This window comes from Streptomyces sp. NPDC048521, assembly GCF_043199855.1.
Taxonomy (GTDB): domain Bacteria; phylum Actinomycetota; class Actinomycetes; order Streptomycetales; family Streptomycetaceae; genus Streptomyces.
Window position 1 is genome coordinate 1 of sequence record NZ_JBICWR010000010.1, and the last position, 22219, is coordinate 22219.

The 22219-nt window shown below is 72.2% G+C and carries 18 protein-coding genes; 6 read left to right on the forward strand and 12 right to left on the reverse strand.

Annotated elements, in window-relative coordinates:
- Positions 1 to 397: 397 nt before the first annotated feature.
- A complete protein-coding gene (locus ACGFRF_RS22835) occupies positions 398 to 1405 on the reverse strand; it encodes a stage II sporulation protein M (protein WP_393742709.1) in 1008 nt (335 codons plus the stop codon).
- Between the two features lie 143 nt (positions 1406 to 1548).
- On the opposite strand from ACGFRF_RS22835, the gene ACGFRF_RS22840 reads away from it, so the two are divergent.
- Positions 1549 to 2508 carry an RDD family protein gene (locus ACGFRF_RS22840; protein ID WP_393742711.1) on the forward strand — a complete coding sequence of 320 codons (960 nt, stop codon included), beginning with the start codon at positions 1549 to 1551 and terminating at the stop codon, positions 2506 to 2508.
- A 54-nt stretch (positions 2509 to 2562) separates the two neighbouring features.
- Here ACGFRF_RS22840 and ACGFRF_RS22845 read toward each other — a convergent pair whose 3' ends face one another.
- Complete coding sequence (locus ACGFRF_RS22845; RefSeq protein WP_393742713.1) at positions 2563 to 3177, reverse strand: hypothetical protein; 615 nt, start codon at positions 3175 to 3177, stop codon at positions 2563 to 2565.
- 150 nt (positions 3178 to 3327) lie between these two features.
- Entirely contained in the window at positions 3328 to 4785 is a 1458-nt protein-coding gene (ahcY, locus tag ACGFRF_RS22850) for an adenosylhomocysteinase (protein WP_393742715.1), read from the reverse strand.
- A gap of 516 nt (positions 4786 to 5301) precedes the next feature.
- Here ahcY and lepB point away from each other — a divergent pair.
- Positions 5302 to 5982, forward strand: a complete 681-nt coding sequence (lepB, locus tag ACGFRF_RS22855; RefSeq protein ID WP_393742717.1) for a signal peptidase I — start codon at positions 5302 to 5304, stop codon at positions 5980 to 5982.
- A 91-nt stretch (positions 5983 to 6073) separates the two neighbouring features.
- On the opposite strand, the gene ACGFRF_RS22860 is transcribed toward lepB, so the two are convergent.
- From ACGFRF_RS22860 to ACGFRF_RS22885, 6 genes are all read right to left on the reverse strand, one after another.
- On the reverse strand, positions 6074 to 7054 hold the full coding sequence (locus ACGFRF_RS22860; RefSeq protein ID WP_393742718.1) for a cation diffusion facilitator family transporter: 981 nt from the start codon (positions 7052 to 7054) through the stop codon (positions 6074 to 6076).
- Positions 7055 to 7201: 147 nt separating this feature from the next.
- Entirely contained in the window at positions 7202 to 8353 is a 1152-nt protein-coding gene (manA, locus tag ACGFRF_RS22865) for a mannose-6-phosphate isomerase, class I (protein ID WP_393742720.1), read from the reverse strand.
- A 159-nt stretch (positions 8354 to 8512) separates the two neighbouring features.
- Entirely contained in the window at positions 8513 to 9643 is a 1131-nt protein-coding gene (locus ACGFRF_RS22870) for an SIS domain-containing protein (RefSeq protein WP_393742722.1), read from the reverse strand.
- Between the two features lie 87 nt (positions 9644 to 9730).
- The gene (locus ACGFRF_RS22875) at positions 9731 to 9901 is read right to left on the reverse strand and encodes a Trm112 family protein (protein ID WP_393742724.1); all 171 of its coding nucleotides are present in this window, start codon (positions 9899 to 9901) and stop codon (positions 9731 to 9733) included.
- Positions 9902 to 10097: 196 nt separating this feature from the next.
- Positions 10098 to 11462 (reverse strand): phosphomannomutase/phosphoglucomutase, encoded by a 1365-nt coding sequence (locus ACGFRF_RS22880; RefSeq protein WP_393742726.1) that lies wholly within the window; start codon positions 11460 to 11462, stop codon positions 10098 to 10100.
- Positions 11463 to 11609: 147 nt separating this feature from the next.
- Positions 11610 to 11987 carry a DUF3499 domain-containing protein gene (locus tag ACGFRF_RS22885; protein WP_308286699.1) on the reverse strand — a complete coding sequence of 126 codons (378 nt, stop codon included), beginning with the start codon at positions 11985 to 11987 and terminating at the stop codon, positions 11610 to 11612.
- A 397-nt stretch (positions 11988 to 12384) separates the two neighbouring features.
- Between ACGFRF_RS22885 and ACGFRF_RS22890 the strand changes: the two genes are divergently transcribed.
- The gene (locus ACGFRF_RS22890; protein WP_393742728.1) at positions 12385 to 12771 is read left to right on the forward strand and encodes a metallopeptidase family protein; all 387 of its coding nucleotides are present in this window, start codon (positions 12385 to 12387) and stop codon (positions 12769 to 12771) included.
- Between the two features lie 199 nt (positions 12772 to 12970).
- On the opposite strand, the gene ACGFRF_RS22895 is transcribed toward ACGFRF_RS22890, so the two are convergent.
- From ACGFRF_RS22895 to ACGFRF_RS22905, 3 genes are all read right to left on the reverse strand, one after another.
- The gene (locus ACGFRF_RS22895; protein WP_393742730.1) at positions 12971 to 14488 is read right to left on the reverse strand and encodes a DUF5719 family protein; all 1518 of its coding nucleotides are present in this window, start codon (positions 14486 to 14488) and stop codon (positions 12971 to 12973) included.
- The gene (locus ACGFRF_RS22900) at positions 14485 to 18186 is read right to left on the reverse strand and encodes a glycosyltransferase (protein ID WP_393742732.1); all 3702 of its coding nucleotides are present in this window, start codon (positions 18184 to 18186) and stop codon (positions 14485 to 14487) included. The genes ACGFRF_RS22895 and ACGFRF_RS22900 overlap by 4 nt, the downstream gene beginning before the upstream one ends.
- A 200-nt stretch (positions 18187 to 18386) precedes the next feature.
- Entirely contained in the window at positions 18387 to 18650 is a 264-nt protein-coding gene (locus tag ACGFRF_RS22905) for a WhiB family transcriptional regulator (protein WP_003975777.1), read from the reverse strand.
- A 672-nt stretch (positions 18651 to 19322) separates the two neighbouring features.
- Between ACGFRF_RS22905 and ACGFRF_RS22910 the strand changes: the two genes are divergently transcribed.
- The 3 genes from ACGFRF_RS22910 to ACGFRF_RS22920 are packed head-to-tail and all read left to right on the forward strand — an operon-like array spanning position 19323 to position 22138.
- The gene (locus tag ACGFRF_RS22910; RefSeq protein WP_393742734.1) at positions 19323 to 19829 is read left to right on the forward strand and encodes a cysteine dioxygenase; all 507 of its coding nucleotides are present in this window, start codon (positions 19323 to 19325) and stop codon (positions 19827 to 19829) included.
- 33 nt (positions 19830 to 19862) lie between these two features.
- On the forward strand, positions 19863 to 20822 hold the full coding sequence (gene cofD / locus ACGFRF_RS22915) for a 2-phospho-L-lactate transferase (RefSeq protein ID WP_393742736.1): 960 nt from the start codon (positions 19863 to 19865) through the stop codon (positions 20820 to 20822).
- A complete protein-coding gene (locus ACGFRF_RS22920) occupies positions 20819 to 22138 on the forward strand; it encodes a coenzyme F420-0:L-glutamate ligase (RefSeq protein ID WP_393742738.1) in 1320 nt (439 codons plus the stop codon). The genes cofD and ACGFRF_RS22920 overlap by 4 nt, the downstream gene beginning before the upstream one ends.
- The last annotated feature ends 81 nt before the right edge of the window (positions 22139 to 22219 follow it).

The following is a 22219-nucleotide window of genomic DNA, read 5'->3' on the forward strand; positions in this document are numbered from 1 at the left end:
TGTTGAGTTCTCAAGGAACGGTCGCTTCCTTCGTACTCACCCTCTCGGGCTTTCCTCCGGGCGCTTCCCTTCGGTGTTTCCGACTCTATCAGATCTTTTCTCGATCCGATTTCCTCGGCGCTTTCCAGGTTTCCGCTTTCGCAGTTCCCTTTCCGGCGGTTCCGACTTTATCAGAAGTTCTTGGCCGGTCTGACCGGCCGCTCATTTCTGAGTAATCGGGCGGATTGCTTCTTCAGAATGTCGTAGTGACTTCTCCGAAGCGGAGTAGAGTCTAGCGGCTGCCTCCGAACCTGTCCAGTTCCAGGCAACTGTTTGAATCTACCTCCCCACGCGCTCCGTGTCAACGGCTCTTGTGAGGCGAAGAGGAGAGTAGCAGCTCACAGAGGGTGGATGCACATCAGGCCGCGGTGGGTACGGAGGCGCTGCGCTCCCGCGCTTCGAGATCGCCCGTCTCGCCGGCGCGTGCCGCACGGCCGCCCAGGACGTAGACGTACGTGAGGAATGCCAGCTCGGCCGCGATTCCGATGGTGATGCGGGCCCAGGTGGGCAGGCCGGACGGGGTGACGAACCCTTCGATGGCGCCGGAGACGAACAGGACCAGAGCCAGACCGATGGCCATGGCGATCGCCGAGCGTCCCTCCTCGGCGAGAGCCGTGCGCCTGGTGCGCGGACCGGGGTCGATCAGTGTCCAGCCCAGGCGCAGGCCCGTACCGGCGGCGACGAAGACCGCGGTCAGTTCGAGCAGGCCGTGCGGCAGGACCAGGCCCAGGAAGGTGTCGAGGCGGCCGGCCGAGGACATGAGACCGAAGCCGACACCGAGGTTGAGCATGTTCTCGAAGAGGATGAAGAGAACCGGCAGCCCCAGGAAGACGCCCAGGACCAGGCACATCGCGGCTGCCTGGGCGTTGTTCGTCCACACCTGGGCGGCAAAGGCGGTCGCCGGGTGGCTGGAGTAATAGGTCTCGTACTCACCGCCCGGGCGGGTCAGCTCACGTAGCTGGCTGGGGGCCGCGATGGACGACTGCACGTCGGGGTGGGTACCGATCCACCACCCCAGGAGGATCGCGACGGCGGTGGAGACGAGCGCGGTGGGTACCCACCAGTGGCGTGCGCGGTAGACGGCGGCCGGGAAGCCCTGGCCCAGGAAACGCGTGACGTCGCGCCAGGAAGCGCGGCGGGTTCCGGTGACGGCACTACGCGCGCGTGCCACGAGTTGGCTGAGCCGCCCGGTCAGCTGCGGGTCCGGAGCGCTGGACTGGATGAGGGAGAGGTGGGTGGCGGTGCGCTGGTAGAGGGCGACGAGTTCGTCGGCTTCGGCTCCGTCGAGACGGCGCCGACGACGGAGCAAGGCGTCGAGGCGGTCCCATTCGGCACGGTGTACGGAGACGAAGACGTCCAGGTCCATCGGGTCTGCCTGCTCCTCGGCTGGTCGCCGACTGCTTGTGGTGGATGCTCGTGGGTGCTGTCAGCTTGTCGTACTGGGGCGCGACGCGCTCACAGCTTGGCAGACTTGCGGTTCACCGGGTGGACCAGGGAAGGGCGGCGGGCGTGAGTGAGCTGGTGACGGGCGAGGCGGTGGCGCTCGAGCTACGACCCGCGAAGCTGCCCAGCAGGGCGTTGGCGGTGTTGCTCGACCTGACGGCTGCCATGGTCGTGTACATCCTCGTGACCGTGGTGCTGGTGGCGACGACCTCTTCTCTGGACGAGGCCGCGCAGATGGCGTTGTCGATCGCGACGTTCCTGCTGGTGCTGGTCGGGGGGCCCATCGCGGTGGAGACGCTCAGTCATGGGCGTTCGCTGGGGAGGCTGGCGTTCGGGCTGCGGGTCGTGCGGGACGACGGTGGGCCGATCCGGTTCCGGCACGCGCTGGTGCGGGGCGCGATCGGTGTCGTCGAGATCCTGATGACGTTCGGGGTGGTGGCCTGCATCGCCTCGCTGGTGTCGGCACGCGGGCGGCGGCTCGGGGACGTGTTCGCGGGCACCCTGGTCGTGCGTGAGCGGATACCCGCCGGACGGACCGGTTTCGTCCCGCCTCCGCCCCCATGGCTCGCGGGCCGGTTCGCCGGGCTGGATCTGTCGGCGGTTCCGGACGGACTGTGGCTTGCCGTCCGGCAGTACCTGACGCGGATGCACCAGCTCGATCCGCAGGTCTCCCTGGGTATGGCGCAGCGGCTCGCGGACGACCTCGCGGTGCGGACGGGAACTCCGGTGCCGCAGGGGATTCCTCCAGCCGCTTTCCTGGCGGCCGTGGTGCACGAGCGGCAGGCCCGGGAGGCCCGGCGGGCGTTCGGCGCCCCTTCCTTCTCCCCACCCGTGGCACAGCCGCCTGGTACGCCGGCCGCGTATCCGCCGCCCGCGGGGGTGCGACCGCCCCAGCCGGCGTCTCAGGCCCGGGTTCCTCTCGCTCCGTCGGTGTCCCCGGCGCACGCCCCGCTCGCGCCGTCGGCGCCGGCTCCGGATCAGCCGCCCGCCGACCGGCCGGCCACGGGGTTCGCACCGCCGGCGTAGGGCGCGGGTGCGTTCGGTCCGTGTACGTGACGTTCGACGCCGCGTGCGCGCCGTTCAGTCGAACCGCGACGGCGGCGACTGAAGGTCTTCCAGCTCTATCCCGGGCGCGGCCAGGACGACGTCGCCGGCGATGTGGACGGAGTGCCGTTCGCCGGTGTCCAGGGCTGTGACCTGGTATTCGTCCACGGTCAGAGGCCCGTTGTCAGTGGCGTGTGCTTCGCTGTTCACCAAGGCCCAGGACTGGTCCACGGTGCGGGGGGCGAGGACCGGATCCGTGAAGGCCACCAGGCGGACGCGGGTCGCGGCGGCAGAGGGGGTGAGGCGTAGGAGACGGGCGGTGGCGACGAGGAACGCGGGGGACGTGCCGGTGAAGGCGTGGGCGCGCACATTGCCTTCGGTGGCATGGGTTCCGGTGGGGTCGGTGCGGACCCAGGTCACGCCGTCGAGGGCGGCACCGCGCACCTGCCAGCCTCCCGCGTGGAGTTCGAGACGGATGGGGCGGCCGAGGTCGTCCAGGGCGAGGTCGACCGAGCCGCGGTGGTCGCCGCCGGGGGTCGTCAGCTGGGAGACGTAGCGCCAGCCGGACGGACCGGGGGCGCACTGGAAGTGCTCTTCGGCGAGGGGGGTGTGATCGTGCGGATCGTGGAGCGAATAGCGGCCGCGGGGCATGGGGGTCCTGGGTCTTGACGGGCTGGTCGGGCCACAGCGGCCAAAGGGGCAGGCCCCCGGCACGGGGGTGCGGGGGCCTGCCTCGGAGGTACTTCCGCTGAGGAGCGCGTCGGCGCACCGACGCGCTCGCCACGGGCTGCGCCGGGCTGCTCAGTAGCGGTAGTGATCCGGCTTGTACGGGCCGTCGACCTCGACGCCGATGTACGCGGCCTGCTCCGGGCGCAGCTTGGTGAGCTTGACGCCGAGCGCGTCCAGGTGGAGGCGGGCGACCTTCTCGTCGAGGTGCTTGGGCAGCACGTAGACGCCGATCGGGTACTCGTCGGGCTTGGTGAACAGCTCGATCTGGGCCAGGGTCTGGTCCGCGAAGGAGTTGGACATCACGAACGACGGGTGGCCGGTGGCGTTGCCAAGGTTCAGCAGGCGGCCCTCGGACAGCACGATGATCTTCTTGCCGTCCGGGAAGGTCCAGGTGTGGACCTGCGGCTTGACCTCGTCCTTGACGATGCCGGGGATCTTGGCGAGGCCGGCCATGTCGATCTCGTTGTCGAAGTGGCCGATGTTGCCGACGATCGCCTGGTGCTTCATCTTCGCCATGTCCGACGCAAGGATGATGTCCTTGTTGCCAGTGGTGGTGATGAAGATGTCGGCGGTCTCGACGACGTCGTCCAGGGTGGTGACCTGGTATCCGTCCATGGCCGCCTGCAGGGCGCAGATCGGGTCGATCTCGGTGATGATCACGCGGGCGCCCTGGCCGCGCAGGGACTCGGCGCAGCCCTTGCCCACGTCGCCGTAGCCGCACACGACGGCGGTCTTGCCGCCGATCAGGACGTCGGTGGCGCGGTTGATGCCGTCGACCAGGGAGTGGCGGCAGCCGTACTTGTTGTCGAACTTCGACTTGGTGACGGCGTCATTGACGTTGATCGCCGGGAAGAGGAGGGAGCCCTCGCGCTGCATCTCGTACAGGCGGTGGACACCGGTGGTGGTCTCCTCGGTGACGCCGCGGATCTCGGAGGCCAGCTGGGTCCACTTCTGGGGGCTCTCGTCCAGGGTGCGGTGGAGCAGCTGGAGGATGACGCGGTGCTCGTCGGACTCGGCGGTGTCGAGGGAGGGGACCTCACCGGCCTTCTCGTACTCGACGCCCTTGTGGACGAGGAGCGTGGCGTCGCCGCCGTCGTCCAGGATCATGTTCGGGCCGCCGGTGGGGCTGTCCGGCCAGGTCAGCGCCTGCTCGGTGCACCACCAGTACTCCTCCAGGGTCTCGCCCTTCCAGGCGAAGACCGGGACGCCCTGCGGGTTGTCGGGCGTGCCGTTCGGGCCGACGGCGATGGCGGCGGCCGCGTGGTCCTGGGTGGAGAAGATGTTGCAGGAGGCCCAGCGGACCTGCGCGCCCAGGGCGACCAGGGTCTCGATGAGGACGGCGGTCTGCACGGTCATGTGCAGGGAGCCGGTGACGCGGGCGCCGGCCAGCGGCTGCGCCTCGGCGTACTCCCTGCGGATCGCCATCAGGCCGGGCATCTCGTGCTCGGCGAGGGTGATCTCCTTGCGGCCGAACTCGGCCAGCGAGAGGTCGGCGACCTTGAAGTCCTGTCGGTTGTCGACAGTCGTCATTGCGAGCTGCTCCTCGGGGTTGGGTCGAGGTGGGTACGGCTGGTCTGCGCGGCGGCGGACACAGGGGTGCCCGAAAGAGGACACAGGCATGCCCACGTGCGCGCAGCGCAGTCCGTCGGAGGCCCTCTCTCCCTCGGTCGGTCCATCACTGGACCGCCCGACCGCCATCAGCAGCGACGTCTGGCTCCGTCCCAAGCTACACCGGAGGACCCGGTCGTCCCCAGTCCGCCTTCGCATACTTCGAGCCGCACGGAAGGCGGTCTCGAGGCGGAGACGAGGGCGCGAGGCGGGGCCGGAGTGTGTGCGGCAACGGTGGAACCGGAGTGGTTTCGGAGTCGGCGGAACGGCGTGAACTGGGGCTTTTGTATGTTCGGGTCGGCGGCGGGGTGATGCGGAATGCAGGGGATCGGGGCGGAGCACGATGCCGCCCTGGCCGCCCGAGGGGCCCCGTAGGACGAGTTTCACGGGTGACCGCTATTCTCCGCGCCGCGGATGGGCCGCGTGGAAGGACGGGACATGGCGGGTAGAGGGCGGGGCCTCGGGATCGCGGCGCTCGTGGTGGGGCTGCTGGGGTTGGTGCTGGCGATCGGCACCTTCGCCCATATGCGGGCGGCGTACGGGGCCTCCACCATCCGGAGCGGCAGCATGGCGCCGACGTACGAGCCGGGTGACCGGATCGTCTGGGAGCACGTCGACGGGAGCGAGCTGCGGCACGGTGACATCGTGATGTTCAGGGCGCCGGAGTCCTATGGAGTCGACGGGCTTCTGATGAAGCGGGTCATCGGCGTGGGCGGGGACCGGGTGGCGTGCTGCACGCTCGTGGGCTCGCAGGAGCGGGTGACCGTGAACGGGAAGCCGATCGCGGAACCGTACGTGCACGGCGGTGACGCCGACGGCGCGCACCAGTCGTACGACGTGAAGGTCCCGGCGGGCCGGCTGTTCCTGCTGGGCGATTACCGCGCGAACTCCCAGGACTCGCGTTTCCACCTCGACGAGGAGGGCGGCACGGTGTCCGTGGACGCGGTGCGGGGCCGCGTGACGGACGCCCGTACGGCCCCGGCGCTGCTCGCCACGGCCCTGCTCCTCGGGGGTGTCCTCGTCCTGACCGGCATCGGGCTCGGGATCGGGGCGTGGGCCGTACGCCGGCGGAAGGCGGCGCAGCTGCCGCCCGCGCCGTGGCCGGTGCAGCCGGTGTGACGACGACGTGAGGCCGGCCGGGACGGCGATGACGTGACGACGGCCACGGGGCCCGCCGAGTGATCGGCGGGCCCCGTGGCCGTGAGAGGACTCAGTGGTCGGCCGCGTGGGGGTTCGGGCCGCCCGGGGTCGCCTCCGGGTCCGGGCCCTTGGCGGCCTCGGCCTCGCTGTAGATGTCGGGCTCGAGGTAGATGACGCGGGCGATGGGGACGGCGGCGCGGATGCGGGCCTCGGCGGCATTGATGGCGTTCGCGACCTCGGCGGCCGTTTCGTCGTGCTGGACGGCGATCTTGGCGGCGACCAGCAGTTCCTCGGGGCCGAGGTGCAGCGTGCGCATGTGGATCACGCCGGTGACCGCGTCGCCGTCGACGATCGCGGTCTCGATCCTCTTGACCTCCTCGATGCCGGCGGCCTCGCCGAGCAGCAGCGACTTGGTCTCGCCGGCCAGCACGAGGGCGATGAGGACGAGGAGGACACCGATGCAGACGGTGCCGATGCCGTCCCAGATGCCGTCGCCGGTGAGCAGGGCGAGGCCGACTCCGCCGAGGGCGAGGACCAGGCCGATGAGCGCGCCGAAGTCCTCCAGGAGGACGACCGGCAGCTCGGGGGCCTTGGCGCGGCGGATGAACTGCGACCAGGACAGCTTGCCGCGCAGTTCGTTCGACTCCTTGATGGCCGTGCGGAAGGAGAAGCCCTCGGCGATGATCGCGAAGACGAGGACGCCGACCGGCCAGTACCAGTGCTCCAGTTCGTGCGGGTGGCGGATCTTCTCGTAGCCCTCGTAGATGGCGAACATGCCGCCGACGGAGAAGAGGACGATCGAGACGAGGAAGGCGTAGATGTACCGCTCGCGGCCGTAGCCGAAGGGGTGTTGCGGGGTCGCGTCGCGCTGGGCCTTCTTGCCGCCGACCAGCAGCAGGAACTGGTTGCCGGAGTCGGCGAGCGAGTGGACGCCCTCGGCGAGCATCGAGGAGGAGCCGCTGAACGCGAACGCCACGAACTTCGATGCCGCGATCGCGAGATTGGCGCCGAGTGCCGCCACGATCGCCCTGGTACCGCCTGACGCGCTCATGTTCCGCGTTGTCCCTTCGCCTCTGGCGACAGTCGCCCTCGTACGTCCACGCCGTCCAGACGTGTGCCCGGCTTTGCCCGGCCTTTGCCAGTGGGCCATTCTTGCAGCCCGGCCGGGCATCGGATCGTCAGGTATCCACAACCCCGGTCATACGATCACAGTGGCGCGGAAGACGGTGCCCTCGCCCGAGATCTCCGCCTTCTCGCCCGCGGGGACGAACACCGACTGACCAGGACTCAGCTCGTGTTCGCCCGCCCGGACGGAACCGGCCGTGCAGAGCAGGATCTGCGGGGTGTCACGGGTGACGTCGTGGGTGCTGCCGCCCTGGGGCAGGACGTACCGGGAGAGCCGGAACTCGTCGATCGGGGTCTCGTAGACCTCCTCGCCGTCCGGGGACGCCTCGGGGCGCAGCACGCCTGGGTCGCTCGCCGTGAAGCGGACTATGCGCAGGAGTTCGGGGACGTCGACGTGCTTGGGGGTCAGGCCGCAGCGCAGGACGTTGTCGGAGTTGGCCATGATCTCGACGCCGAGGCCGTTGAGGTAGGCGTGCGGGATGCCGGCGCCGAGGAACAGGGCCTCGCCGGGCTGCAGGCGGACGTGGTTGAGCAGCATGGCCGCGATGACGCCGGGGTCGCCCGGGTAGTGGTGGGCGATGTCGGCGTAGGGGGCGTAGTCGCCGCCCAGGCGGGTGCAGGCGGTGGTGGCCTCGGCCACCGTGCGGGCCATCTCCTCGGGATCGGCGGTGAGGATCGCGGTGAGGACCTCGCGCAGGGCCGCGTCCTCGGGGTGGGCGTGCAGCAGGTCGACGTACGGCTTGAGGGAGCCGACGCCGAGGCCGTCGAGCAGGTCGGCGGCCCGGGCCGGGTCGCGGAATCCGCACAGGCCGTCGAACTCGGTGAGGGCGCAGATCAGTTCGGGCTTGTGGTTGGCGTCCTTGTAGTTGCGGTGCGGGGCGTCGAGCGGGATGCCGCGGCGCTCCTCGTCGGCGTAACCCTCCTTGGCCTGCTCCAGGTTGGGGTGCACCTGGAGGGAGAGGGGCGCGCCGGCGGCGAGGATCTTGAGCAGGAACGGCAGGTGGGGGCCGAACCTGGCCACCGCGCGGGCGCCGAGTTCCTGCTCCGGGTCGGCCTCGATGACCTCGACGAGCGTTCCGCGCGCGGTGCGCGAAGGGGCGCCGGGGTGCGCGCCCATCCACATCTCCGCCTGGGGTTCGCCGGTCGGCTCGACGCCGAGCAGGTGCGGGATGGCGGTGGGGGAACCCCAGGCGTAGGGGCGGATGGTGTTGTCGAGGCGGTCCATGTGTCTTCTCTGTCTCCGTACGTACGCTGCTCAACCGGTGTCGAGCCGGTCCCTGACGCTGTGCCGGGTACCTGTACCGGTCTCTCCCCGGGGCATGCCTGTCGCGGGCGGCGGTCCCTGTGCCGGTCGCGGGCGCGGGTCGTTCGGCCCGCAGCAAGGTCAGGCCCTGGAAGCGAGCGCCAGGTAAACGGCGGCGAAATCCGTGACGGCGATCAGTTCCGCGAGGGTCTCCAGTTCGCCGCCCTCCTCCGGTTCGAGTTCGCTGATCGGCGTGTCGTGGCTGAGGGCCACGTCACGGGCGGTGGGGGCGGCGGTGAGGCCGCCGATCGGGCGGTCGCGGAGCAGCACCACGCGCGCGTGCAGCGCGGGAGGCTCCTCCACGCGGTCGCGGAAGAAGTCGTCCGGGTCGGCGCTGGCGGCGAGCGGGCCGGCCAGCAGGGCACTGTGCGCGGCGAGCGCCTCGGGAAGTTCGGCGACGAGGGCGGGGCGGCCGGCGAGTTCGGCGAGGGCGGCGGCGAACCGGCGGCCCGCCGGGCCCGCCGAGATGCCCTCCGTCCACACCACGGGAAGCGCGTCGGCCAGTTCCGCGGCGAGGGTCTTGGCCGGGTTGCTGTAGGTCGCGATGGCGGGACCGCAGCGCTCCGCGATGTGGTCCAGGCGGTCGGCGATCTTCTCCAGGGCGTTCGGCGGGGCGCCGCCGAGCAGGCCGATGCGGTCCAGGAGGGCGAGGAGCGGGGTCAGCAGGGCCCAGAAGACGCCCGGGGAGGACGCGGCGAGCGGTTCCTCCTGGTCGTACGGTGCCGTCGCCATCGGTACGAACAGGCCGTGCGCGCCGGCGACCGCCTCGGCGAGCGGGGTGCCGGGCGGCGCCACGGCGACGACCGAGCAGCCGCGGCGGTACGCCTGGTCGGCGAGGAGGGAGAGGCTCGGTTCGCTGCCGTCCGGGGTGGCGATCAGCAGCAGGTCCACGGAACCGGCCCAGCCCGGAAGCTCCCATCGCAGGGCGCCCGCGGCCGGGGCGACGCCGGCGGGGGCGAGCCGGACGACGGGGCTGCCGGGGCCGGCCAGTGTGCCGAGGAGGTCTGCGGTGTGGGTGGCGGCGGCGCCGGGGCCCGCGATCAGGACGGCGCGGGGACGGCCGTCGGGCTTCAGGTCGCCGATGCCGGCCTCGGCGGCGTGCCGGGCGGCGGTGCGGACGCGGGCGCCGGCCTCCGCCGCGCCGCGCAGCAGGCCTCGGTGGTCGGCCTCGGCGAGGCCCTCCGGGGTGTCGAGCAGCGATTCGTCCAGCATGGGCGGCAGCCTCTTCCGATCGCCGGGATCCTGTGCGGGTTTGTGGGCGCGAGGGGGTGCCTCGTCGCTACGAGGTGAACGGCCTCGTCACTCCGGGCGGCGGGCCTCGTCCACGAGCAGGACCGGGATGCCGTCACGGACGGGGTAGGCGAGACCGCAGTCCTGGCCCGTGCAGATCAGCTCGGTCTCCTGCTCCTTCAGCGGGGCGTGGCAGGCCGGGCAGGCGAGGATCTCCAGGAGGCCGGCTTCGAGCGGCATGGGGTGTCCCTTCGGAGGCGGGTACGGCTGTGTGGATGTGCTGGTCAGCGTACCGCCGGTGGCGCCGCGCCGGAGGGTTCGTTCGACTTCCGTCGCCCTGCGGGGGGCTTGGCCCCCTGGACCACCGGCCCTGTGCCCACGCACCACGCGAGTGTGTCGGCTGGAAGGGCAGGCGGCTGGATCGGTGGGGCGGGCGTCAGGCTCGGATGATCGCGAGGGCCTCGTCGCGAATCTTGGTCATCGTGGCCTCGTCCTTGGCCTCCGCGTTCAGGCGCAGGAGCGGCTCCGTGTTGGAGGGGCGGACGTTGAACCACCAGTCGGCCGCGGCGACCGTGAGGCCGTCGAGGTCGTCGAGGGTGACGTCGGTGCGGCCCTCGTAGGCGGTGCGGATGGCGGCCAGGCGGCCGGCCTGGTCGGCGACCGTGGAGTTGATCTCGCCGGAGCCCGTGTAGCGGTCGTACTGGGCGACGAGTGAGGAGAGGGGGCCCTCCTGGCCGCCGAGGGCAGCGAGGACGTGGAGGGCGGCCAGCATGCCCGTGTCGGCGTTCCAGAAGTCCTTGAAGTAGTAGTGGGCGGAGTGCTCGCCGCCGAAGATCGCGCCGGTGCGGGCCATCTCGCCCTTGATGAAGGAGTGGCCGACGCGGGTGCGGACCGGGGTGCCGCCGTTCTCCCGTACGACCTCCGCAACCGTGCGGGACGTGATCAGGTTGTGGATGATCGTGCCCTTGCCGTCATTGCGGGCCAGTTCCCGCGCGGCGACCAGCGCGGTGATCGCGGACGGGGAGACCGGGTCGCCGTGCTCGTCCACGACGAAGCAGCGGTCGGCGTCGCCGTCGAAGGCGATGCCGAGGTCGGCGCCCTCCGCCGGAACCCGCTTCTGCAGGTCCACGAGGTTGGCCGGGTCGAGCGGGTTGGCCTCGTGGTTCGGGAAGGTGCCGTCCAGTTCGAAGTACATCGGGACGAGGGTCAGGGGCAGGCCGGCGAAGACCGTGGGGACCGTGTGGCCGCCCATGCCGTTGCCGGCGTCGACCACGACCTTCAGGGGGCGGATGGAGGTCAGGTCGACGAGGGAGCGCAGGTGTGCCGCGTAGTCCTCCAACGTCTCGCGGGCGGTGAGGGTTCCCGGCTCGGTGACCGGCTCGGGGGCGCCCGACTCCAGCCAGGTCTCGGCCAGTTCGCGGATCTGTGCGAGGCCGGTGTCCTGGCCGACCGGGGCGGCGCCCGCGCGGCACAGCTTGATGCCGTTGTACTGGGCGGGGTTGTGGGAGGCCGTGAACATCGCGCCGGGCAGGTTCAGCGCACCCGAGGCGTAGTAGAGCTGGTCCGTGGAGCACAGGCCGATCTCGGTGACGTCCACGCCGCGGTCCGCCGCGCCGCGCGCGAAGGCGCGGGTCAGGCCGGGGGACGAGGGCCGCATGTCGTGGCCGACGACGATCGCCGCCGCACCCGTCACCTCCGCGAAGGCGGCACCGAAGAGTCCGGCCAGTGTCTCGTCCCACTGGTCCGGGACCACTCCGCGTACGTCGTACGCCTTCACGATCTGCGACAGATCAGCAGTCACGGCCAACCCTCCTGAAAGTCCTATGGGTGCCCACAAACTACCCGTCGGGGATGAGGGGGAGGTGTGCGGACACCAGGTGGAGGCCCAGCGGACTCCGAGCCGTAACCGAGGACGAGGCCGGGCGGGGGGGGGGTGGCGTGGGGTGGCTCAGTTGTCCGGGGAGCGCAGGACCCGCAGGTGACCGCGGCGGGCGACCTCCATGGGATCCGCCGAGCGGGCTCCTCCGCCGCCCGCCTGCGCCGCCCGCTCCTGGGGGCGGGCCGCCTCGCGCACGGCGTTGGCAAGGGCTTCCAGGTCGTCTCCGCTGGGCCGCGCGGGAGCCGAACCGTCGAGGAGGCGCACGACCTCCCAGCCGCGCGGGGCGGTCAGGCGCTCGGAGTGCTCGGCGCACAGGTCGTAGCAGTGGGGTTCGGCGTAGGTGGCGAGCGGGCCGAGGACCGCGGTCGAGTCGGCGTAGACGTACGTCAGCGTCGCGACGGCGGGTCGGCCGCAGGCGGTGCGCGAACAGCGACGTACAGGGCTCACGACGTTGGACGGTACCGCACTCTTGAGCGGGCCGCGACGACTCTCCCCCAGGTCACTCCACCGTGTCGTGCTGTGAGACGCCCCACACACCTTACCTCGCGGACCGCGTTGACCTGCGTGTCCGAGCTCTCGGCGGGTCCCGGGCGGGAGCGCGCCCGGTCACGAGTCGGCACAAACACCGTCAATTGCCTTGAGTTCGGCGGTCTTGGAGGGTTACGGAAACGAGCCAGACCTTGGCTGGAATGGTCAACCTGTGACAGGAATGTGCCGGTGGCCGGTTGCCGCGTGGGGCCGGGCGGGCGGAGCGCTCGGGGACTACCCTTCACCAGTGATGGACAACCGTGTACCCCGTGCCGCAGGCCCCGGGCCCCGTCGCCGTGATCGCCACGGGCGGGGCATGCGGGGGCCGATCGCACCGCCTCAGGTGCCGCTGGCGGCCAGCCGTGCGGAGGTGTTCGCGGATCTGGTGCAGGACTCCGTGGACCGCCTCGAGCGGCGGTGGCCGCAGCTGGCCGACATCGATTTCCTCGTGCTGGAGGTGCCTCGGCTGGAGAGCCGGGGCGGTCAGGCGGTCTGGGGCGACGATGCCGTGCCGCTCGGCGGAATCATCCCTGCGCGTGACGGGCGGCGGGCCCGGGTGGTCGTGTACCGGCGGCCGGTGGAGATCCGGACCAAGGGGCGGGACGAGCGGGCCGCGCTGGTGCACGAGGTGGTCGTGGAACAGGTGGCGGAGTTGCTCGGGCTCACGCCGGAGACGGTGGATCCGCGGTACGGGGAGGACTAGGGCCGGGCTGCCGGTTGCCCGGTGCCGCGGCCGCTCAGCGGTGTCGCCGTTGGTCCCTGGTGCTGTCGTCGGGCGGCCGGGCGTCGGCGGGTGCCGCTTTTCTCCTGGACGGGCGCCGCCCGACCGACCGCAGCCGCGCAGGTGCGACGACTGCCGGCCGCACCTGCGCAAGGACGGTCGATCGAATGCGCCCCGCCCGCTACTTCTGCAGCACCGACAAGTCCTCGTCCGTCCTCGGTACGGACACCATTCCCCGGTCGTCCGGGAGGGTCTGGATGGTGAAGCCGGGGATGCCGGCCTCGGTGGCCGCCAGGGTGCGGGAGGCGTAGACAGGGCCCCCGGAGACGGGTTCCACCGTCAGGGCGTAGGTGCCCTTCAGGCCGGACGGGCTCGGGACGTCGACGTTCTGCGTGGTGCCGGACTTGATCGTGTACGTCTTCGTCACCGCGGTGCCGCCCTCGCTGCCCGCCGAGGCCGTGACCTTGACCGTGGCGGTGGCGGTGGGCGCCGTGATCGCCAGGGTCGTGCCCTTGGCGCTGTTGTCGGCCGAGGTCGCGCGCGTGCCGACGGGGGCGGTGGCCGGGATGTACGCCGTCTCCCGCTTGTCGCCCTTGCCGCGCACGACACGCAGGGCGGCGACGACCGGGACGGACCGGTCGGTGGGGGTGAGCACCAGGGAGCCCGCCTCGCCGCGGGTGACGCGGCCGAGGTCGGCCGCGGTGGTCATGCCGGACTTGACGTGCAGGGCCTCGTTGCCGGCCGGGGTGATCAGGCCGTCGGGCGAGGCCAGGCGCACCTTCAGGTCGGCGTCGTCGCCGCCGGGTGTGAAGGCGATCAGGCGGACGTCGGTGGCGTCCTTGGGGATGCCGGGCAGGACCAGGCTGCCGGCCGGGTCGGTGGCCGCGGCCAGCCAGTCGCCGCCGGTGGCGTCGTCCAGGGCCTGCACGGCCGCGCCGACCCGTCCGCTGCGCACGCTGACGTGCACGGTCAGGTCGCTCTGGTGCTCGTCGCTGAGCGTGGAGAGCAGGATCGGCTCGCTCGTGTGCGGCTTGATCGTGAGGTTCTCCCCCAGCGGGGATTTGATCGCGCCGTCCTTGCCGTACAGCTCGATGTCGACGACGGCCGCGGAGTCGTCCGGGTTGGTCAGGTGGACGTAGTCGGTGCGGCCGGTGGCCGTACTGGCGCCCGGGAACCAGAACTCCGTGTCCGGGGCGGTGCAGTTGACGCCCTGCAGGCCACGGCCGGTGCCGGCGGCGACCTCGGTGGTCTCCTGGACGGTCCAGCCGGGCGCGAACCTCCCGTCGGCGGTGCCGATCAGCGCGGGTGCGTCACCCCCGGAGGTGTCGCCGGTGACGGGCGTGCCCGGCGCCTTCGGCGTGAGCACCGGCTGGTCCGCCTTCTTCTTGGTGCCCTTGCCCTTCTGGCTCTTCTGCGAGCCGTCCGTGCCGTCCGCCGACTGCTCGCCGGCGGCCTGGAGTTGGGCCTTGCCGCTGTTCGCGGTGCCCTTGATGACGGGCGTGAACGAGGTGTACGACGTCTCGGCTATGTCCGAGAGGCTCGGCGCGGGGCACAGCAGGCTCGTGCGCTCCACGGGCAGTCGGGCGGCCGCCTCGGCGACGGACGCGCCGGACGCGGACGGGCTGTCGAACGCCGCGAACGCGGTGACGGCGGCCAGCGCGGAGGTGCCGGCGATCAGGGACAGGGTGGTGCGCTTCACTGCTGGCTCCCGTCGGGGCGCTCGCTGCCGGTGCCGTGGGGGTGCTGGGCCGGGTCGTAGCCCTGCTGGGCGGGGTCGTAGCCCTGCTGGGCGGGGTCGTACGCCGGGTCGTAGCCCTGCTGGTAGGTCGTCGGGTCGTACGGCATCTGGTCGGCCGTGCCGCCGTAGGCGTAGGGGTCGTACGGGGCCGCCTGGTACGGGTCGGGCGGGTAGGCCTGCTGGTCGTAACCGGAGGTCTGGTGCTGTCCGCCGCCCTGGTACTGGTCGGCTCCGTAGCCGGTGTACCCGGCGTTCGCGTAGCCGGCCGGGTCCCACTCGTCGTAGGACTGCTGCTGGGGCACGGCGGCCGGGGCCTGTGCCGGGGGCGGCGGGGTGCCGGGCTGGTCCCCGGCGGCCGTTTCCTCGGCCTGGGCGCGCAGCCGGCGGGCGCGGCGGCCCTCGCCGGCGGTCGCCTGGGCGGGCAGCGGCTGCTCCTCGGGCAGGTCGTCGTCGACGTCGCGGCGGCGGCCGGGCAGGGCGAGGACGACCAGGACGACGGCGAGCGCGCCCTGCACCCACAGCCAGGCGGTGTGGCCGATCGGGTCGTCGTAGACGACGTCCAGCTTGCCGCCGCCCGCGGGCAGTTGGAAGCCCTGGGCCCAGCCGTCGACGGTGGTGCCGGTGAGCGGCTTGCCGTCGAGGGTGGCCGTCCAGCCGTCGGAGGCGCTGTCGGCCAGGCGCAGGACGCGGTTGCCGGAGCCGGAGGGGATCGTCGTGTGGACCTCCACCGGTCCCGCGCTGATCGGCTGGGCCTTGCCCGAGCCGCCGGCGGGCACGATGGCGGCTCGGGAGACCTGCTGGTCGACGCGCCACAGGGCGCTGCCGTCCTGCTGGCTGAGCCGGGCCAGGCCGGGGGTGGCGTCGAGGACGCGGGTGATCTCGCGGGGCGCGCCCTTGTGGACGAGGACGTACCGCACGGCGAAGCCGCCGAGTTCGTCGGCCTGGTCGGCACCGGAGCCGGCGACGAGGTTGGCGACGACCTTGGCCAGACGTGTGTTCTCGCCGTCGGCGGCGGCCAGTTCGGCGTCCCCCAGCCGCGCGCCGGAGCCGCGGACCAGGGTGTAGCGCACGCGCGCGGTCGAGTCGCTGTCGAGGACCAGGGTGCGCGCCTGGTCGCCGCCGCTGGAGTCCTCGGCGACGAACGCGGGCACCTGGGCCGGGTCGCGGCGCTCCAGGGGGCTGTCGGCACCGCGGATCATCCAGCCGGCGGCGACGAGCAGCGGACCCGCAGCGGCGGCGAAGGCGATCAGGGCGGCGACGGGCTGACGCCAGCCGAAGCTCTGCTCGGCCACCCGGGCGCGTGCGCCGTCGGCGCCGAGGGCGGCGGCGGCCAGCAGGGCGACGCCGTAGACGAGGGTGGCCGGGCCGGCCCAGGCGGACTGGTTGGACAGGACGGCGAGGACGAGGCCCAGCAGGGCTACGGCCCAGGCGGTGCGGATGCCCAACTGCCGCTCGGAGCGCAGGAGCGCGCCGAGGGCGGCGAGCACGATGCCGATGAGCATCAGGCCGTGCACGGTGCCGGGGCCGCCGGGGCTGGAGCCGAGCAGATCCAGCGCGGAGGCGGTCGAGGGGCCGTAGTCCAGGCCCGCCTCCTCGAAGAAGCCGGTCGGGAGCAGGGTCAGCGACCAGGGGGCGAGGACGAGCAGCGGGGTGCCGAGCTGGGCGAGGAAGCGCAGTCCGTGGGCGAGGAGGTCGCCGCGGCGCAGGACGAGCACGCCGAGGCCGAGGATCAGCGCGAGAGGCCAGACGATCGGCGTGAAGGCGGTGGTGATGGTCAGCAGCAGCGCGTACGCCCAGGTGGCGCGCCAGCTGCCGCGTGCGCCGGTGCGGTTCGCGAGGCCGCTCGCGGCGATGCCCGCGCGCGCGATGAGCGGGAGCAGCACGGCCAGGACGGCGGTGCCGATGCGGCCGCCGGCCAGGGCGCCGGTGGTGGCGGGCAGGAAGGCGTAGGCGATGGCCGCCCAGGCGCGCAGCAGCCGGGAGGTGACGAGCGGCCGGGAGGCGAAGTAGGCGGTGCAGCCGGCGAGCGGCACCGAGCAGACCAGCAGGACGGTGACGGCGAGCCCGGTGGAGCCGAACAGGAGGGAGGCGAGGGTCGCGACGATCGCGAGGTAGGGCGGCGCGGACGGGGCGCCGCCGGCACCGACCGGATGCCAGGCGTCCAGGTAGCGGGACCACAGGTCGCCGGCGCCGGCCGGGCCGGGCAGCAGGGCGCCGCCCGCGAGCGCGCCGCCGCCGAGCAGGGCGCGGCAGGCGACGAGGGAGACCAGGAGCAGGGCGAGGAAGAGCACCGGGCCGGGTTTGCGGGCGATCCGCTTGAGCCGGGCGAACTGCTCGACCTCCAGGAAGTCGGCGTCGTCGCCGCCGGGCCCGGACTCCACGGCGCCGCCGTGCCGGCCGGCCGAGGAGGTGTCGGTGTCGGAGCCGCTGGCGAAGTTGCCCGCGATCTGTTCCACGGTGGCCCGGATGGTGGCGCCGGGCGGCGGGAAGAGCCGGCGCAGCTCGCCCTTGTCGATCTGCGCGGGGCCGCGGCTGCGCCGGGCGGCGATGATCCGCTCGGGCCGCAGCAGGACGCTCAGCAGGCCGCGGATCTCGTCGACGGCCTGGCCGGGGACCTTGCCGACGAGGTAGGCGAGGGTCCGCAGGAGGGTGCCGAGGACGAGCCGCAGCAGCACCCAGGGCAGGGCTGCGGTGCGGGTGTTGGCGAGCAGGGTGTGGACGGCGCCCGCCTTGTCGACCTTGTGCGGGGAGGCGGAGGTACGGCCCGCGCAGTCGACGGTGCGGCGCTCGCGGGAGGCGGCCTCGGCGTGCCGGACGACCGCCTCGGGGGCGACCAGGACGCGGTGGCCGGCCATGTGGACGCGCCAGCACAGGTCGACGTCGTCGCGCATCAGGGGCAGCCGGCGGTCGAAGCCGCCGAGCTGTTCGAAGACGTCGCGGCGGATGAGCATGCCGGCGGTGGAGACGGACAGCACGGTGCGGACGTGGTCGTGCTGGCCCTGGTCCTGTTCGCGGCGGTCCAGGCCGGTCCACCGGCGGCCGGAGTTGGCGATGGAGACGCCGACCTCCAGCAGCTGTCGGCGGTCGTACCAGCCGCGCAGCTTGGGGCCGACGACCGCCACGTCGTCGCGGCCGAGCTCGAGTTCGTTGTCGACGACCCGGAGCAGCTGGGCGAGGGCGTCCGGTTCGGGGGCGCAGTCGTCGTGCAGCAGCCACAGCCACTGGACGGGTTCGCCGTGCGGCAGTTCGGGCAGGTCGTAGGCGTCGTCGCGCCATGAGCGCGTGACCGGGTCCCAGCCGCTGGGGCGTTTGAGGTACGGCAGCTCCTGCGGGGTGAGGACCGGGGCGATGCGGCTCGCCTCCTCCACTGCCTGGCCGAAGCCGGTGCGGCGGGCGAGGTGCAGCACATTGCCGTCGCCGAGGGCGTCGGTGAGCAGCTGGGCGGAGTCGTCCGCGCTGCCGGTGTCGGCGGCCACCGCGTGCTGGACGGGGCGCTCCTGGCCGAGCAGGCCGGCGAGCGCGTCGGGCAGCCAGCGGGCACCGTCGTGGGAGACGAGGACCGCGGTCACCACATGACGCGGGAACTCGGGCGGGCGGGACGGGTCAAACACGGCGGTGGCAGCGTCGTGTTGGGCTGCCGCATGGCTGTGCACGGACATCGAGGTACGGGCCCCGGTTCGATGGACTGCGGTGGACGCCTGTGTCTCCTCGTGCGTCAAGGGGACAGCGGGGCGTCTCGGACGAGCGCCCACACTATCGGCTGGCCAAGACGGCGGCCCGCCGCCTGTGGATAACCCACCTGCGACGGGCCGTTCGTGACGTTTTCGGGCGCGTACGCGCACGCGTGCGGGCGTGCGCGTCAGACGGCGGCCTTCTTGAGCCTGCGGCGTTCGCGCTCGGACAGGCCGCCCCAGATGCCGAAGCGCTCGTCGTTGGCGAGGGCGTACTCGAGGCACTCGGAGCGGACCTCGCAGGCGAGGCAAACCTTCTTCGCCTCTCTGGTGGAGCCGCCCTTCTCGGGGAAGAAGGACTCGGGGTCGGTCTGGGCGCACAGCGCGCGCTCCTGCCAGCCGAGTTCCTCGTCCGCGTCGTCGACCAGCAGTTGCTGCACCAGCTCGGTCATGTGCGCCCCTCGTCTGTCTTCGCGTCCCCGTGCGTAGCCGTTACCGATTTCGGCTGAACGACACGAGTGAAATTACAAGTGTGCTGCTCCGGGCGAGTCAAGCCGAGATCTGCTATTGGGTCCGTTATTCACTCTGCGGAACCAAGGCCGTGCGGAAAGTGTTCAAATCGCCATAAACCTTGACACGCAGACGGGACCCACGGGGCGACTGGACCCCGTACAGCTCTCTGTACGGAGAAGGACGTCTCCGTGTTCGATCGCGTTCCGCGAGGCTCGAGCGCTCGGTTGTGCCCCATGTGTCCCGGCATCCCGGTGAACAAACCTTTCACCTGACAGATGAACCGGATGAGGTGAAACATGTCCCACATACCGGGCGCCGAGTTGACACTGCGGGTGTGAACCGGTGTCCTAGTGGGCATGCTCGCGAACTTGGCACTCACCTCGACCCGCACCGCCGGGTCGCACGGTGCCGCACGCGCGCGCTGTAGCTGTTGTTGCTGTTCCAGCTGTTGAGCCACGCTCGCTCCGGCTGTTCCCGAGTCCATCCCGGCTCGGTCGCGTTTCCCGTCGTGATCCCTCATCCAGGGCACCCCGCCCGCCCGTGACCCGGGCGGACCGTACGCGCCGTCCCAGCTCCAGCCCCCACTTCTTCGCCGAGGACCACCGCATCCGATGAACAGCGACAACGACCTCCAGATCGCCGGCGACATCCTCGAAGTCCCGCACCTGCTCCAGCCGCCGCGCGAGCACCCGGCCACCGTCGCCGAGTTCGTGGGGCTCGCCCGCTCGATCGCCGCCGACCGCTCCGCGTGGGCGCACCTGGTCCGCTACGACGCCACCACCCGCTGGTACCACCGGCTGCGCACCGGTCCCGGCTACGAGGTGTGGCTGCTGTCCTGGGTGCCGGGACAAAGCAGCGGACTGCACGACCACGGTCGCTCCGCCGGTGTCCTCACCGTCCTGGAGGGCACCCTCACCGAGCGCACCGAGCGCGGCACGCGCGCGTTGGCGGCGGGTGCGCAGCGGGTGTTCGCGCCGGGGTACGTGCACGAGGTCGTCAACGACGCCCTGGAGCCCGCGGTCAGCCTGCACGTGTACTACCCCGGCCTGACCGAGATGCCGATGCACACCTCCCCGCACTGCGAGGCCCGGACCGAGCCGGGTGCGGTGACTGCCTGACGCGTTGTCGGACGAGCCTGCAAGACTTGGTCCATGCGCATTGTGGTTCTGGCAGGCGGCATCGGCGGTGCCCGGTTCCTGCGCGGTCTGAAGCGGGCCGTGCCGGAGGCGGACGTCACGGTGATCGGCAACACCGGCGACGACATCCACCTCTTCGGGCTCAAGGTCTGCCCGGACCTGGACACGGTGATGTACACGCTGGGCGGCGGCATCAACGAGGAGCAGGGCTGGGGAAGGACCGACGAGACCTTCCACCTCAAGGAGGAGCTGGCGGCCTACGGCGTCGGCCCGGACTGGTTCGGGCTCGGCGACCGGGACTTCGCCACGCACATCGTGCGGACGCAGATGCTGGGTGCCGGCTATCCGCTGAGCGCGGTCACCGAGGCGCTGTGCGACCGCTGGAAGCCGGGCGTGAAGCTGATCCCGATGACCGACGACCGCGTGGAGACGCACGTCGCGGTCGAGATCGACGGTGAGCGCAAGGCCATCCACTTCCAGGAGTACTGGGTGCGGCTGCGGGCCTCCGTCGCCGCCGCGGCCGTGGTCCCGGTCGGCGCCGAGCAGGCCAAGCCCGCGCCGGGCGTCCTGGAGGCCATCGCCGAGGCCGACGTCATCCTCTTCCCGCCGTCCAACCCGGTCGTGTCCATCGGCACCATCCTCGCCGTGCCCGGCATCCGGGAGGCCATCGCGGAAGCGGGCGTGCCCGTGGTCGGCCTCTCCCCCATCGTCGGGGACGCGCCCGTGCGCGGAATGGCCGACAAGGTGCTGGCCGCGGTCGGCGTGGAGTCCACGGCCGCCGCGGTCGCCGAGCACTACGGCTCCGGGCTGCTGGACGGCTGGCTGGTGGACACCGTGGACGCGGGCGTGGTCGAGCGGGTCGAGGCGGACGGCATCCGCTGCCGGGCCGTACCGCTGATGATGACCGATGTGGACGCGGCCGCGCAGATGGCGCGGGAGGCACTGGCACTGGCCGAGGAGGTGCGGGCAACGTGAGCGAGGAGCGCCCGGAGTACACGGTCCGGGCCCTGGACGGCATTCCCGAGGTGCAGCCGGGCGACGATCTCGCCAAGCTGATCGCCGCCGCCGGGCCGGGGCTGGCGGACGGGGACGTGCTGCTCGTCACCTCCAAGATCGTCTCCAAGGCCGAGGGACGGATCGTGCGGGCGGCCGACCGGGAGGCGGCCATCGACGCCGAGACGGTCCGGGTCGTGGCCCGGCGCGGCCCGCTGCGCATCGTGGAGAACCGGCAGGGCCTGGTCATGGCCGCCGCCGGGGTCGACGCCTCCAACACCCCCGCCGGCACGGTGCTGTTGCTGCCCGAGGACCCGGACGCGTCCGCGCGCGCGATCCGCGACGGCCTGCGCGACGCCCTCGGCGTCAACGTCGGTGTCGTCGTCACCGACACCTTCGGGCGACCCTGGCGCGCGGGGCTCACGGACGTGGCGATCGGCGCCGCCGGGGTGCGCGTGCTGGACGATCTGCGCGGGGGCACGGACGCGTACGGCAATCCGCTCAGCGCGACCGTGGTGGCCACGGCGGACGAGCTGGCCGCCGCGGGCGACCTGGTCAAGGGCAAGGCGGCGGGCCGGCCGGTGGCCGTGGTGCGCGGACTCCCCCATGTGGTGAGCGCAGACCGGGACAGCGAGGCGGGTGAGGGGGCGCGGGCGCTGGTGCGCACCGCGCGCGACGACATGTTCCGGCTCGGCACCTCCGAGGCGGTCCGTGAGGCGGTGACCCAGCGGCGCACGGTCCGGGCCTTCACGGACGAGCCCGTGGACCCCGGCGCGGTACGGCGCGCGGTGGCGGCGGCGGTCACCGCGCCCGCCCCGCACCACACCACGCCGTGGCGGTTCGTGCTGCTGGAGTCGGAGGAGTCCCGGACCCGGCTGCTGGACGCGATGCGGGACGCCTGGATCGCCGACCTGCGCCGGGACGGCAAGAGCGAGGAGTCCATCGCCAAGCGGGTCCGCCGCGGGGACGTCCTGCGCAACGCGCCCTACCTCGTCGTGCCCTGCCTCGTCATGGACGGCTCCCATCATTACGGGGACGCGCGGCGGGACGGCGCCGAGCGGGAGATGTTCGTCGTCGCGATGGGCGCGGGCGTGCAGAACTTCCTGGTCGCACTGGCCGGGGAGCGGCTGGGCTCGGCGTGGGTGTCGTCCACGATGTTCTGCCGGGACGTGGTGCGCGAGGTGCTCGGGCTGCCGGCGGAGTGGGACCCCATGGGCGCGGTGGCGGTCGGTCATCCGGCTCAGGATCCGAGACCGCGGCCGGAGCGGGACGCGGGGGCGTTCGTCGAGGTGCGGTGAGTTTTCCGCACAGGCGTTTCGCGTACGCCTTCCGTGCATTGCGTTCCGCGGATGAGGTCCGCGGGTGCGTTCCACGGATGG